At 36.9% G+C, this 13,058-nt stretch carries 19 protein-coding genes; all 19 read right to left on the minus strand.

Annotated features, from left to right (window positions below; translation table 11 throughout):
- Positions 1–2 precede the first annotated feature (2 nt).
- The 19 genes from MKY76_RS19045 to MKY76_RS19135 all read right to left on the minus strand — a co-directional run bounded on the left by MKY76_RS19045 (position 3) and on the right by MKY76_RS19135 (position 13,055).
- Positions 3–602 (minus strand): hypothetical protein, encoded by a 600-nt coding sequence (locus MKY76_RS19045; protein ID WP_342557007.1) that lies wholly within the window; start codon positions 600–602, stop codon positions 3–5.
- Positions 595–903, minus strand: a complete 309-nt coding sequence (locus tag MKY76_RS19050) for a hypothetical protein (protein ID WP_342557008.1) — start codon at positions 901–903, stop codon at positions 595–597. The genes MKY76_RS19045 and MKY76_RS19050 overlap by 8 nt, the downstream gene beginning before the upstream one ends.
- Complete coding sequence (locus MKY76_RS19055) at positions 900–1,565, minus strand: putative phage tail protein (protein ID WP_342557009.1); 666 nt, start codon at positions 1,563–1,565, stop codon at positions 900–902. Before MKY76_RS19055 ends, MKY76_RS19050 begins: the two co-directional genes overlap by 4 nt.
- Positions 1,558–2,619: a baseplate J/gp47 family protein gene (locus tag MKY76_RS19060; RefSeq protein ID WP_342557010.1), complete on the minus strand. Its 1,062-nt coding sequence runs from the start codon at positions 2,617–2,619 to the stop codon at positions 1,558–1,560. The genes MKY76_RS19055 and MKY76_RS19060 overlap by 8 nt, the downstream gene beginning before the upstream one ends.
- The gene (locus MKY76_RS19065; protein ID WP_342557011.1) at positions 2,619–3,029 is read right to left on the minus strand and encodes a DUF2634 domain-containing protein; all 411 of its coding nucleotides are present in this window, start codon (positions 3,027–3,029) and stop codon (positions 2,619–2,621) included. The genes MKY76_RS19060 and MKY76_RS19065 overlap by 1 nt, the downstream gene beginning before the upstream one ends.
- Positions 3,026–3,343: a DUF2577 domain-containing protein gene (locus MKY76_RS19070; RefSeq protein ID WP_342557922.1), complete on the minus strand. Its 318-nt coding sequence runs from the start codon at positions 3,341–3,343 to the stop codon at positions 3,026–3,028. The genes MKY76_RS19065 and MKY76_RS19070 overlap by 4 nt, the downstream gene beginning before the upstream one ends.
- A 1-nt stretch (position 3,344) precedes the next feature.
- Positions 3,345–4,307 (minus strand): hydrolase, encoded by a 963-nt coding sequence (locus tag MKY76_RS19075; RefSeq protein WP_342557012.1) that lies wholly within the window; start codon positions 4,305–4,307, stop codon positions 3,345–3,347.
- On the minus strand, positions 4,300–4,977 hold the full coding sequence (locus MKY76_RS19080) for a LysM peptidoglycan-binding domain-containing protein (RefSeq protein WP_342557013.1): 678 nt from the start codon (positions 4,975–4,977) through the stop codon (positions 4,300–4,302). The genes MKY76_RS19075 and MKY76_RS19080 overlap by 8 nt, the downstream gene beginning before the upstream one ends.
- Positions 4,970–7,153 (minus strand): tape measure protein, encoded by a 2,184-nt coding sequence (locus tag MKY76_RS19085; RefSeq protein ID WP_342557014.1) that lies wholly within the window; start codon positions 7,151–7,153, stop codon positions 4,970–4,972. Before MKY76_RS19085 ends, MKY76_RS19080 begins: the two co-directional genes overlap by 8 nt.
- Before the next feature lie 316 nt (positions 7,154–7,469).
- On the minus strand, positions 7,470–7,634 hold the full coding sequence (locus tag MKY76_RS19090; RefSeq protein ID WP_342557015.1) for a hypothetical protein: 165 nt from the start codon (positions 7,632–7,634) through the stop codon (positions 7,470–7,472).
- Between the two features lie 29 nt (positions 7,635–7,663).
- The gene (locus MKY76_RS19095; protein ID WP_342557016.1) at positions 7,664–8,098 is read right to left on the minus strand and encodes a hypothetical protein; all 435 of its coding nucleotides are present in this window, start codon (positions 8,096–8,098) and stop codon (positions 7,664–7,666) included.
- 61 nt (positions 8,099–8,159) lie between these two features.
- Entirely contained in the window at positions 8,160–8,675 is a 516-nt protein-coding gene (locus MKY76_RS19100; protein ID WP_342557017.1) for a phage tail tube protein, read from the minus strand.
- Between the two features lie 13 nt (positions 8,676–8,688).
- Positions 8,689–10,017, minus strand: coding sequence for a phage tail sheath subtilisin-like domain-containing protein (locus MKY76_RS19105; protein WP_342557018.1), 1,329 nt, complete (start codon positions 10,015–10,017; stop codon positions 8,689–8,691).
- On the minus strand, positions 10,017–10,244 hold the full coding sequence (locus tag MKY76_RS19110; protein WP_342557019.1) for a hypothetical protein: 228 nt from the start codon (positions 10,242–10,244) through the stop codon (positions 10,017–10,019). Before MKY76_RS19110 ends, MKY76_RS19105 begins: the two co-directional genes overlap by 1 nt.
- Positions 10,231–10,674: a DUF6838 family protein gene (locus tag MKY76_RS19115; RefSeq protein ID WP_342557020.1), complete on the minus strand. Its 444-nt coding sequence runs from the start codon at positions 10,672–10,674 to the stop codon at positions 10,231–10,233. Before MKY76_RS19115 ends, MKY76_RS19110 begins: the two co-directional genes overlap by 14 nt.
- On the minus strand, positions 10,664–11,122 hold the full coding sequence (locus tag MKY76_RS19120) for an HK97 gp10 family phage protein (protein ID WP_342557021.1): 459 nt from the start codon (positions 11,120–11,122) through the stop codon (positions 10,664–10,666). Before MKY76_RS19120 ends, MKY76_RS19115 begins: the two co-directional genes overlap by 11 nt.
- On the minus strand, positions 11,122–11,433 hold the full coding sequence (locus tag MKY76_RS19125; protein ID WP_342557022.1) for a hypothetical protein: 312 nt from the start codon (positions 11,431–11,433) through the stop codon (positions 11,122–11,124). The genes MKY76_RS19120 and MKY76_RS19125 overlap by 1 nt, the downstream gene beginning before the upstream one ends.
- 47 nt (positions 11,434–11,480) lie before the next feature.
- Positions 11,481–11,876 carry a hypothetical protein gene (locus MKY76_RS19130; protein WP_342557023.1) on the minus strand — a complete coding sequence of 132 codons (396 nt, stop codon included), beginning with the start codon at positions 11,874–11,876 and terminating at the stop codon, positions 11,481–11,483.
- Between the two features lie 15 nt (positions 11,877–11,891).
- Positions 11,892–13,055, minus strand: coding sequence for a phage coat protein (locus MKY76_RS19135; protein WP_342557024.1), 1,164 nt, complete (start codon positions 13,053–13,055; stop codon positions 11,892–11,894).
- Positions 13,056–13,058 lie beyond the last annotated feature (3 nt).

The raw sequence follows: 13,058 nt of genomic DNA on the forward strand, positions 1-13,058 counted from the left end.
CTCTACACCACCTCCACTAACTCAACGCTATATGTCTGCCAATCACCGACACCCATTTCAGCATTTGTTGTATCGATTACCACATTACTTCGAGCCACTTTTGCACCTTTTTTGTATTCATTTTTTAGAGCTTGCACCTTCATAGTGTTTGTTCCTACCTCAGTGATCACAACGTCCTCAATGTGTTCATCATCAAAAATAGTGACCTGTGTGAAAGCTGCAAAACCTTCAACACTGGCCACTTTTAAAGTAGTTCCGCCTATTTCAACAGCCTCAATAATGTCCGTTAAGGCTTTATCCAAGCTGATTTTGTTTGAGCTGCCATCTAAAACATCAGCAAATGTCCCAGAGTTCCCAGGTACTCGCCCGTCCAATTCCAATTGCACACGCATACGCTCCTGCTGACGGTATACTTCACCTATAAAGCGAAAAGCATTATATATTCCCCACTCAAAGTTATTCGCGAATTCTGACATGAATGGTGTGCCATCATTGATAATTTCACCTGTCACAGGATCAGTAACGTCATCCTCCCATTGTGTTCGCTCATACGGATTCTTTTTTAAATTTAAAGGTACTTCACCATTCATTTGATTACTCACTTACTTTCACTTCCTTCGCTTCCAGTTGCAGAGGAAATGCGATAACATACCCCTGTGAACCTTTTTGATAGTTCATTGTTTTCACATATAATTCGCGCCCATAACTATCGACTAAAGCAGCACGTGTAACTAACCCTTGTTCAAGAGATAATTTCACATACTTTCTTAGTCCATACTTTGTACTAGTATGATAAATTTCCTTGTCATAAACGACTTCATCAATTGTTACCTTTGCACCTGCAACAAGGTTACTTAAAAATTGTTGAGTTAAATCAATCATCAATGGTTGTATTTCATTCAATTCCTCACACCTCCTGCTCTAAATCGACCACAAATGCGTGTATTCATATCGAAATCATAAATTCCATAAGTGACATTAACTAATTCATTTCCTAGTGCTCCATATGTTGGTGCTGTTTTAAATCGGCCACATATTTTTGTTGGTAACGTCCATGAATAAGATCCACCAACCATTTGAATTACCTCTTTTAAAATTCCTTCTGCGATGATCATATAAATATTTAAAGGAATCATAGGCTCTAAAATTTCTGATACCTCACGATAATAATTTTGTTCACTGGGTATTAGTAATTCTAAAATGTATTCTTGTGGGTCTAAGGTAATTTGATAATTACCCTCATCAAAAATAGAATTCAGTAATTGTTGTAACGAACGCCAAGTATATGGAAGTTTGTTATTAATTTTTGCAAGAACTTTCATTCGACGGGTTTCAAGTGTATCTGATGGACGTCGTTTTAATTTCAGCATTTTCTCCCAACGAACAATACCTATTCCGTCCGTTTCGTTTACAAATCGCATAGAAAACATTTGCAATAACTCAACTTTAACTCGATTAAAATTAGAGTTTTCTACTTTAGCAATTTCAATAAATTCCTCAAAATCACTAATAGTCATTGGGTAAAGTTTGGAAATATCAATATCATTTGTTAAAGGTTCATACATTAGTAACCTCACCTCTTTTTGGAATAGAATCGTTGTCTAAAGTAAAATTACTTGCAGTTCCGTTAATGGTTGTATTTTGTACATCAATTATTCCATTGATCTCAACCATTCGAGATTCTAAATGAACTATTCGCAAAATTAGTGGTGATGTTTCTTCCCAACTTTTTTTAAGTTCAAGAAAATAATCATCTATCATATGTTGTACATCTATTTCAACATCTGCCCACTCAAACCCCTCATCAAAACTGATGTTAGGGAAGTTAATATCAATTACAGTTCTACTTACACCTACAACTAATACGGTATGTCCGATTGGTGCAATACCTAACCCCTCCCCTTGATTGGTTACCGGGTCTATAGCAGTCTGCAATGATTCTAGCAATGTTGGTGAAGGGACATTGTAAGTTGCATCTAAAACAACCAATTTCGCATTGTAAATTCCTTCTCTTATGCGGTAAGCCTTTACACCACCCACACCTTGAAGTTTATGAACTTTATCCAAATAATCTTTTCGGTTTCCTCCATAAGCTAATGCTTCAAAACTGTCTAAATACCGTTTACGTAAGCTTTCTGTATCTTCCTCATCTTCACCTGGTATTAATAATTCAGTTAGTTCGGCATTTGTTAAACCATCTATATATTCAATTGGAATTAATGGACCGAAATAATTGTTACCAATCATTCCTGGCGTTTCACATTCCAATTTAAAAACACCGAAACTGATTTTTTCAGTAACTGTGTAATTGTGAATATCTAACGAAAAACGGCTTCCAATAGGTACGTCTAAATTAAATATTCCTTTTAAGATTGCCTTTTCAGCAGAATAGGGTGATATACCTCTATCTTTACATAAGCGAATTAAAAATTCTCTAGATGCTGTATCACCAAACATTTCTTGTAGCATACCTTCCATAGAAAGATATAACTCATATAACTGTATTGTGTGAGGTGAAAGTGCATCCCAGATAATTGAACCTTCTCGTTTGTCTACGTTTGATTTCACCATGTCTAGTGCATCATCTAGTAATTGCTCCTGCGTAATATGTTCAAACATTATGCAACCACCACCTCTTTTGTTACTTCTATTTCACCTACAATCGTATGTGCTATAAATTGAACATGTACTTTATGCTTCACATGACTAAAAGAAAAGGCATCAACACTTTCGATGCGATCATCTTGTGTCAATGCTTCCGTAATCAATCTTTTAAGTCCGCTATAGACATAGGGTATAGGCTGACCGAATAATTTTGCTATTTCAGCGCCATAATTCCATGAATATATTAGATGGTCATAACGCTCTGTACTTAACGCTTTATATATAGCCTGTTCAATAGCTTCTCGCCCATCTGCATAGCCAATAATACGCTTTCGTTCTAAATCTAATTTATAGGTGCGAGAGGGTTGAACCACTTCTTCAAAATCTGCTGTTAATTCTTCTTCAAATTCATTTTGCGGAATCATTCAACCACCTCTTTATCTATGATTAAATATTGTTGGCCACCATGCACACGAATCATTGTCACTTTGTCACCCTGTATTAGGGCATTGTGAACTTTATAAATCTGATTAGTTCCACCATTCACACTCATTTCAACCTCGTGGTCCATAACAGCGCGAGTTAGTTTTAATTGTTCCTCTCTAAGTGTTAACTTTTGATCAATTTGGATTTCTAATGGGTTTGCACTTAAAACAGTGCCATAAACAACCGTAGTGAGCTTTTGAGCATTGATAACACCCAAAACTAGCTTTTGGATTTCTTTTAATATGTCCTCCATACTACGCAATGAAATCACCGCCAATCAATTTTAAATCCATGCGATGATCAGACTCTTTGAAGGTATGCTTCACTGTTTCAACCATCATGAAATTGGCTACCGTAAGATCACCAACATACAATTGTACAGCTACTTGACTACCACCTCGTATAATTGGATTTCCAAACACTTTATTGATGTGTAACTTTCGTGTTTTTTGGTTATAAAGCTTTAACATACCATCAGCTTTAGCTTTACCGTTATCCTTTTCTCCAAGGTTATCAGTTAGTTGAAGTACACCCCATTGATTAATATGGCTTCCATCTTTAACGATGTAGACATCACGCCTACCTGTCTTTTTATTCTCACGCACTAATTTAATTTTGTTGTACGTATTTTCGTCTATGGATGTCGTGTATTCAAATGACTCACCTGATTCTTGATCTATCAACAAATCTGTTTTAAGTGTCCTAGCTTCACGTAAATTCAAAGCTCCGAAGTCATCATATAGTACATATAACCTTTTAGTATTGAGCGTTGTTTCAGCTAATGCATTTGCCATGATAGTAAAAAGCTCTTGGTTATCCTCGACCATATAAGGGATAACATGCTTTGTATTATCTACCGTGCCGGTCTTTAACCTAAAGTCTTTTGCGATCATTTGAAGTACTTGGGCAGCTGTCTTTTTGGAATACTCATAAGTGTTTTTATTTTTAAAGTAGCGCAGCTGATCGTAGCAAGTAACAGTGATAACCCTGTTATTCGTACGCTTCTTGGTAAAAACAAATCCGTAAAATATCTTGTGACCGTCATATTCGAAACGAACTGTATCACCCTCATGAAAACTAAGTACATCATCTTTAATCACATTGAACGTTAATTTACCCGGTGTACCTTTCCGGTGTGTTTCCCATACAATTCCTTCCTCTACAGCACATTCATACATTTGCCCTTTACTCGATATATACAATTGTGATTTAGCCAAGTTTTATCACCTGCCCTGCTTTAATAGTGTTTGGATTACTGATATTATTAATTTTTGCTAATTCGTTGTATTTAGAGCCATCCCCTAAATACTTCTTAGCAATGGCCCACAATGTTTCGCCTGATTTTACAGTATGTGTTTTTGGTGTTTCTTTGCCTGTTGTCGGCCTTTTTTGCTCTACCACAGCTTTAGTTGCCGTCTTGGATGTACTACTATTGGGCATTGTAGCAGCTTTCAAATTGATTTTTTTATTACCATAATCTCGATACTGCTTTAACTGGATTCGTACATTGACATCAAAGCCGTTTTCAGCAGATTCTAATATTTCATAATCTTCAAGTGTCACGATCATATTGGTGTCAAAAAGTAGATTGCCATTTGGCATCATACGATTAACAATAAACTCAAAGGGTTTGTCGGAGTTTTTTAATTTCTTTAGTTTATCCAGATAAAATGTCGCTGGTTGAAAACCACTCGGATAAACAGAAAACGGATATTTGACGTTTGGGAGTAATACCTCAAACTCAATATCCGTTAACCCTGTTTTCTTTATTATATTTACTTCGCCTTCATTCATAAGTACTGTCGTCTCGTTACGTCCGTTTATCTTAGTACTAAGCTCGGAGGGTGCAACAGGAAACTGTACACCATCCATAAAAAAGTTATACACCTTCCATTGGACCTCCTTCGGCTAGCATTTCTGATACTTCCTCAACACGTTCTCCAAATCTATCAATAATTCCATCAATATCTAATTCACTGTTTATATGGTTTTCATTCTTCATGTCCACTTTTATTTCGGCAGTAGTATAACGGTTGATGGCTTCACGTTCTGCAATATCACGTAGGTATTTTAAATCCTCATTCATCATTTTAATGCCGTCAGCTGCTTTCTTTGTATTGTCAGCTGTTTTCTTACCTGCCTCATTGCCTTTATCGAGTTTTTCACCTAATCCCATAGCATCATTGATTGACTTCATAAGGGCATTGGTATTGCCACCTGTTCCTTCTTTTGAGTTAAGCAAATTAGCTCCCCAATCATAGCCTGTATCCCAAGCATCCCCTAAAGATTTCATTTCCATTTTAGGGGCTTCCCAGTAATCGTCAGGAGGTTCTCCAACCCAATCACCTAGTGCACCTTTAAGGTTTTTCAAGTCACTGGTAATAGACTTACTCTCGCCGAATTCTGTACCTACTTTTAAACCTATACTCGATGCAATATTATCTGGTAATAAATCTATAAACCGGTTCCAAGCTTGTATTGCTTTGTTTACTGCCTTAACAATGGCATTAACAAAGCTTGTAGCAAATCCATCCCAACCACTAGTCATTGAAATAATTACATCTAACACGTTTGTAGCCAAATTGTAAAATAGGCGCCTCACTGCATAAGTCCTGCCTTGTGTGATATTAACAAAAAATTCAATGTAGGATGCCCACATATTCCACAGGTATGCGATCACATTAAAAATTGCAGAACCAAGGACCATAAATGCTCCAGCAATAATGCCTGTTGCACTTATAGAGGAACCTGTAAAATCATTTATTGCAGCTACAGCTAAGTATATTATTGCGATTAAAGCAATAATAGCTATTACTACCCATACAACAGGATTAGCAGCAAGCGCAGCATTCCAAGCCCAAACTGCCGCTGTTTTTAACAAAATAGCAGTTCGAACTAAAATAATGTAACTAGCAAGAATAAGTAATGCACTTCCTACACCAAAGATAATAGGGGCAATCCATTGCCAATTATCATAAATAAAGGCTCCTGTTGAAGCAATTGCATTCATTACAATGCCTATAACTCCAGCTATTAAATACAAAGCTTGCGTTGCGCTAGAAACAAATTCTTTAAATCTCTCACTATTTGCAACGTCATTTATTTGTTTTAAGACTGGACCAAATGCACGCAAGGCTTCATTTTGAAAATAAGTCCACATTTGCGACCAAGTTACTGGCATGCTGTCAAACTTTTTATTTATTTCATCAGTTGCCGCAAACATAGCGTTTTTTACAATATCAGCTGTAATCATGCCGTCAGCAGCTAAATCACGAATCGCCCCTAGGGGTTCACCCATGTAGTCCGCGATAGTAGATATTAAGTTTGGTGCTTGTTCAAAGATCGAGTTAAGCTCATCACCACGTAAAACACCTGAAGCTAAAGCTTGTGATAACTGTATGGTTGCATTACTTGCTTCAACTGCGCTTGCTCCAGCAATACCAAATTGCTTTTGTACTAGCTCTGTAAATGCTACCACTTCACCCAAACTTCCAAATGAATCGCGAGCATTAGTACCAATTCTTGAAACCATGTCAGCTGTATCCTTAAATGAAGAGAACGATCGTTGTGCAGCATCGTGTATAAGTTGTTGTGCAAGTTCTATATCGCTCATATCTCCGAGGCCGAAATCGACTTTAGCTAATTGATCTGGAATTACAGGCATTTCCTCTACAAGTAGTTGTACACGTGCCTTGGTATTTGTTAATTCGTCAGAAATATCAATTAATTGACCCAAACCACGCAAAGATAAATATGCGCCTATTAAAGCCATCACTTTACTAAGTAAACCATTCATCGCATCTGTACCATCACGTATACGATTGTTTAGCCCACCTTGCGCGTTATTAGCTGCATGAATTTCTTGTTCAATCTGATTCATCGAGTTGGCTGCATTAGCTAAATTTCTTCGCATCAACTCAATAGAAGAACTATCGAACATATCGCCAGAAGCCACATTCATATGCTCCATTTGGTTAACCATCATAGAAATAGCATTATGCATAGCTCGAATTGGCTGGCTTAAACGATCTTCAATTTGAATTGCGGTACGTATTGTAGCCATAACTACACCTCTTTTCAGGCATAAGAAAAAGCACTCATAATTGAGTGCTACTCTTTCGTGATATATGTTCCATCTGGTTGTTTATAATACTTAGTATGACAGAATGGACATTTTACTTTATCTCCAAGCATTTTAAATTTCTTTCCGCATTTATGACATTCTGATGATTTTGAAATCCCGACTTTTATTAATGCGAATAAAAACATAATTATCAAAAATATAATTATGAGTGCTAACATTTGTACCCCTCCTCATACACAAATATACATAACACAGAGGGATTTCACTATAGCTATTTAGCATAATTAGCTAATTCCTATCGTCTCTTTCCTTTTTTGGAACCTCGTTTTGCTTCACGCTCTTGCTTTTTATCTTCTTCAATCTTGATCTGTAGCGAAGCAATAATACAAGCCTTATCTGCTAGCGATAGAGACATATATTCAGACGGTAAGCGACGCATTTTATGGACCCACCAATGCATGATATTAGCGTCACCATCACCGTCCTCAATTAGTTTTTTACTTCTTCAACCAAATCCTCCAAATCAGCTTCATAACCATTAGCCTCTTGTGCCGCAGCTGATGCATCTGCAATTTCACCAATTGTCAGCATCTTACCAAGTAGTGCATCTGCACCCATTGCTTTATAAGAATCTTGTAACTCTTTATCGTTTAGATTTGGAAATACAATAGATTCAACTGTTAATAAACGTTGGTATTTAAAATGGTCAAAGTCCGTGTTAAATTGTCCTTTACGTTTTCCTTGTGTAATCATAGAACGTTTTGTACATTCAGACTTTAATTCAGCATCACGCTCTGGCGAAACTGGCGCAAACTCCCATTCAATAGGTTTCCCTTGTTCATCCACAAAACTTTTAGAAACAGCTCTCTTAATATTTCCATTTTGCTTTTTATTGTGTGCGAAAAATGCAGTTAAGTTTGTCATTTATAATCACCTTATCCTTTTTAATTAAAATTAAAAGAGCTCACATATTGTGAACTCTTTTTTATTGCATTTCTGGTAAAACAGTGAATTCTTCTGGCATTTCAAATCGTTCAAATGTGAAATCAAATGAATCCTCTAAATACTCTGCATCTGCATCTAATAAGGCAACTATACCGCCATCAATATTACAATCAACTAAAATTGTTGTTTGTCGTCCAACTTGAGAAGAACCATCTTCATTGGTTACTTGGATATCAAAGTAAGTATCCTCGCCAGTCTCTTGATAGTGCAACAACATTTTTCGGAAAATAGACGTATTAAAGTGGAATGTAGCACTACCGCTATATTCTAGACCAGTAGCTTTATTCCCCTTCCCTACTTGGCCCATGATAGGTATTTTCGTTTTTGTTTTTTCGGATCGTGCCTCTAAGTTAATTAACTGTGCAAATTTATAACGATTTCCATTAATTGTGACCCATGCCACACCTTGCGCACCGTGAATTGCATCACGAGCATGCATGGTATCTTCTGCGAAATACTGTAGATCTAAAGGGATTAATACTTTGTTTTTATCCAATTGCTTCTCCTCCTTACGCTACCATCGTCGTCACATAAAGTTGTGACATCGTTAGTGTATTTATTACTTCCTCTTGTACAACAACTGCTCGTTTCGATTCACCTTGTCCAACTAACAGCTTTTCTTTATCGTAATTTTGGATTGCTCGAATACGTTGCATTTCTCCACGATGTTTACCAATATCATTCCACAATGAAATACGGCCATCTGCATCATTTGGCACTTTACCAAGATAGCGAGTATTGAATAGATGAGCTGTATCGATTGCAAGCTGATCTAGAACCCGAATCGTTTGGTTATATGAGAAGTCCTCATTTTTATCTGTGCTGAATGATGTAAATGTATTTACATCTTCTAACACATTAAAGTCATCACCCACTCGATGGAAAACGTATTTTCCTGCGTTAAGTAATAGTGTTAATTGTGGTTGAGTCTTTGTTTCTGACATATCAAGCTCATGTTCACCATCATACGTACGGTTTGTATTTGATTGATTAACGGCAACTCCTGCTTGTACACCTGTAACCCAATATACAGCTCCAAAAACTTCTTCATCTGCACCAATTGCATCATTTTGAATATCTATAATACCTTCATGATCTGCTTTTCCAAGTTTATGACCGATTAATTGGAACTTGCCCCCTACCTCATCTCGAATACGCTTTGTATACTCTATATATAGTGATTTAATAATAGAGTCCTCTGATAAACAGCCCAATGTGTTAAAACCATAAGCCTCTAATTCATCTAATGCCATTTGGTGAGGTGTTCCTGCTGTTAGTGCAGTTGCTCCGTTATTTCCGCCTGATAGTTTTGTCCCTGCTGTTGCTGCTAGGGTAGCATCCTTTTTAAAATCAACAAAATCATTATTTTTTAACTCAGCAGCAGTTGAAACAGCATTTTGCTCATCGATTAAAGTTCCTGCAATTAGGGTTTTTACGTCCCACTTGGACGGTTCGTCTACATTTGCTTGAATAACGATAGTTATATCGTTTCCACGTTCACCTTTGTATTTCGCTGTAGCAAATTCATTAGTTGCCTTTGCTCCTCCAAGGTTTAGTCTGCAGAAAAATATTGTAAGGGCTCCTTTAAATAAATCCCTAATACCTTTTAGCTTTGGATGAGTGTAATCGTAGCCGAAGATTTTTAAAGATTCTTTCTGCATGTCCTCTTTAGTCACTGTCATTACTGCATCGTCTACTCCCCAATCAAGAGCAATTGGTAATGCAGCATAACCTCGATCAGATAAATTTAGGAATGCTCGTGCCTTACTAATAAAATTGTGATACGTACCTGGTAACACTTTGTTTTGTGTTAACCAAAAGCCTCCACCTAATGCCATTAAGCTTTCCCTCCTTCTTCAAACTGTTTTAAAATGCCCTCCACCTCGGTGAATGAGTACAATTTATTGTCCTGCAACAACGCATTCAAAGCATCACGCCGATGTACGTATTTATTACTTTTGACTAGCTGTTCTTTTGTGAAGGTTTGCAATGTTGCTGTTATAGCCTCTTTTACATCTTCACTTTTTACAGATTCAATTTTTTCCTGTATCTTATTTGTCGCCATTTGGAATCACCCTTTGTTTATTGATGTATTGCTCTAATGAGCCCATGAAAATCTTTTCTTCTACTTCCTGTAGAAAGAAATTAAAATGAATAAAGTTATGTCCAATACCGTCAACAACTTCGCTATTTGCCCCTGTACCAAGCATTAGAGAGCCATTTAACAGAGTTATTTCTTTAATTGCTTGTTGTATTTTCAGAGTCATATTTGAAGCCTCTGATAAGCTGTTTATAGGGAAATATTGAACATCAAATAATGTTGTTACTTTCCACCGTTTACCGATTTGTCTGATCTGTTCTAGGTTTAAAAATTGAATAAAAAAAGCAGGAGTCACGAACCCCTGCGGTACTTCATCTATATATTTTTTGTAATCTGCTCCGAAAGCTTCATGGAGCTTAACTGATATTGCATTCTGAATATCATTAATTTCCATCGAAAGCCTCCTTTAACATGGTATACAGTTTCTTTTCTAAAATGTTAGGTGCCTGTTGTTCAAGCTCATCTGCCGAAATCGTCATCATGAATCGGCCATTAACCCACCCAATATTACCTTGCAATCGGTGTCCAAATTCAACATAAGATGAATATGAAACTGGATTTATAATCTCAATCTCATACATATTTCCAACAGCTTTAATACTTAATTCTTCTGCAAAACTTACAGCACTTTTTTTTCCACCAGCTATAGCTTCTTGTTCACTTTTAGAAGTCCACCCACGTCTTAAAACTCCATCATCAACTGGTGTGCGTTTAATTACTTTAGCCAATAATCTAGCTGCTAGTTCTTTAGCGCATGCTTCGCAAAACTTTTGATAATCCGCAGTTGCTAACTTAGCTAACTTTCGTTCAAATCTTTTTAACTGTTGGTAATTAACGCTCATTATGCGTACTCCTTAAATAACTCTAGGACAATTTCTTGATGATCCATAAAGATACCAGGTTTGCCCGAACGAGTGTATTCTTCTGTTACATTATCTTGTGTCACGATAATTTTACATCCAGCAGGTATTTCAAATTCGTTACCTAATGATAACTTGATTTGTTCATATATTTTTGCTGGCCCACCATTTGTTGAAGCGCTCGTTAACTTTTCATGAGACAACTTACATTTAAGGTCATCCTCATACAGTGCTACTTCTTTATGCGTTGTAACATGGGTTATTGGGTCTTCTACTTCTTTCCATATCATCACTTTGCAATTGCCTCTCCAAAGCCTCTCCAAAGCCTTACGTCTTGCACCTACCATACAAACACCCTATAACGAGTAAAATCTACCTCATTGTGTTGCAAATAGGATAAAAAACTATTGAATTGAGCTTCTGGTGTATTATTAGCATCGATAGCAAAAATTACATTGGTGTCTCCATCTTGAACTTGTTTTGCAATCAGTTCAAAATCCAATGTATCAACTGTTAAAGCACCCATTACTTTTTTGGCATATAAGAATTCCCCAACGACCATATCCACTGCAATTTCATGGAGTCCTTGGGGAATATCAGATAGATTTGTTTGATTGTTGATGTGACTTGTCACTTTATCGATGCAAAAGGACAACATCACTTCATCTGGACTATTAGGTTCACTAGAAATACTAATGCCTAAAGATTTTAAACGTGTTTTAACGTCCTCCAACATAGGTTTCACCGCCTATCATCCACGAGAAATAATACGAGCGATTGGAATTGCCTTGTGATCAATGTATTTACGGTTAGCACCTACGCTGTTTCCATCGTTAACAAGTGTCCAGTTAGCTCCATTTGCAAGCTCTGCATTAGTAGGTGACAACGTTGCTTGAGATGATTTTTCATAAGAAATACCCGTTGGAGCAAACACTTTACGTTGACGAGAGTACAATGTGTCTTGACCACCATTTTTCGAAGCATCACGAGCCATTTCGTAAGGTACTTTTGCTCCAATATCCTCATAACTAAATGCACCTTCACCTAATGCATACGTTGTGTATTTTGTGTAAGCAGGTACTTCTCCTGCTGCATCTACCTCTTCGATTGGCATAGAATCATCGATTAATACAACACGGCCATTCCATGTTCCAATAGTAAGATCGCGTGTAATGCCATCTGCATCAGTATACTGCATGTATTTAAATAGCTTTAGGTTTTCCAGATTAGTGGCAACGGCAGAATGCATGATTACGATTGCAAACTTCCCTTTGTTTTGACCACAAGCTTGTTGCATTGCTGTATTTAAGGTAGCTGGACCAACAGCATTTAATGGGTTGCCTTGTCCGTCATTACCTTCTTTATCAGTAATATCGAAAGTATGTTTATTAACGAATTCAAGGTTTTTAGTGCCTGTCATTGCAAAAATACCACTTAAAATTGATAAAAGTGTATCTTGGTCAACTTCCTCCCAGTATTGCGCTACTTGTTGCGCTACGTTATCCATGAATTTAACGCCACCAGTAATATCTTCTGAGAAGTCTCTTTCCACCCATGCTTTAGCCCGACCTACTACTACAACACCTTGCTCATAGGTAACAGTACTTGTAGCAGTGATGTCAGTAACACCATCGTAGTTAAGTGGTGTCCCATCAAGGTTACCAAACAGTGGAATATGGCCATAAGCTGTTGTTGTTTGAGAACTGAATAGGTTACGAATCTCTGTATTTGGTTGTAATGCACGAGACTTTAATAATTCATTACGTTTAAGATTCGGAATACGGTTTACGTAAGCACCAAAAGCTTGAGGATTAAATGATTTAGCATCAAATTTATCCCCTGCAAACATTTGAATATTCAATGGCATTAACATTTTAGGCATTGTACTAGCAATAATTGATTGTAATTTAGTCATTTA

The organism is Lysinibacillus sp. FSL P4-0201, assembly GCF_038593425.1.
In the GTDB taxonomy this organism is placed as follows: domain Bacteria; phylum Bacillota; class Bacilli; order Bacillales_A; family Planococcaceae; genus Lysinibacillus; species Lysinibacillus capsici.

What these genes read in the sequence shown, in the direction of transcription:
- MKY76_RS19085 (WP_342557014.1), bottom strand. Translation starts at nt 7,153, where the DNA reads ATGGCTACAATACGTACCGCAATTCAAATTGAAGATCGTTTAAGCCAG.
- MKY76_RS19105 (WP_342557018.1), bottom strand. Translation starts at nt 10,017, where the DNA reads ATGGCATTAGGTGGAGGCTTTTGGTTAACACAAAACAAAGTGTTACCA.
- MKY76_RS19090 (WP_342557015.1), bottom strand. Translation starts at nt 7,634, where the DNA reads ATGCATTGGTGGGTCCATAAAATGCGTCGCTTACCGTCTGAATATATG.
- MKY76_RS19070 (WP_342557922.1), bottom strand. Translation starts at nt 3,343, where the DNA reads ATGGAGGACATATTAAAAGAAATCCAAAAGCTAGTTTTGGGTGTTATC.
- MKY76_RS19065 (WP_342557011.1), bottom strand. Translation starts at nt 3,029, where the DNA reads ATGATTCCGCAAAATGAATTTGAAGAAGAATTAACAGCAGATTTTGAA.
- MKY76_RS19135 (WP_342557024.1), bottom strand. Translation starts at nt 13,055, where the DNA reads ATGACTAAATTACAATCAATTATTGCTAGTACAATGCCTAAAATGTTA.
- MKY76_RS19095 (WP_342557016.1), bottom strand. Translation starts at nt 8,098, where the DNA reads ATGACAAACTTAACTGCATTTTTCGCACACAATAAAAAGCAAAATGGA.
- MKY76_RS19120 (WP_342557021.1), bottom strand. Translation starts at nt 11,122, where the DNA reads ATGAGCGTTAATTACCAACAGTTAAAAAGATTTGAACGAAAGTTAGCT.
- MKY76_RS19055 (WP_342557009.1), bottom strand. Translation starts at nt 1,565, where the DNA reads ATGTATGAACCTTTAACAAATGATATTGATATTTCCAAACTTTACCCA.
- MKY76_RS19130 (WP_342557023.1), bottom strand. Translation starts at nt 11,876, where the DNA reads ATGTTGGAGGACGTTAAAACACGTTTAAAATCTTTAGGCATTAGTATT.
- MKY76_RS19115 (WP_342557020.1), bottom strand. Translation starts at nt 10,674, where the DNA reads ATGGAAATTAATGATATTCAGAATGCAATATCAGTTAAGCTCCATGAA.
- MKY76_RS19060 (WP_342557010.1), bottom strand. Translation starts at nt 2,619, where the DNA reads ATGTTTGAACATATTACGCAGGAGCAATTACTAGATGATGCACTAGAC.
- MKY76_RS19110 (WP_342557019.1), bottom strand. Translation starts at nt 10,244, where the DNA reads ATGGCGACAAATAAGATACAGGAAAAAATTGAATCTGTAAAAAGTGAA.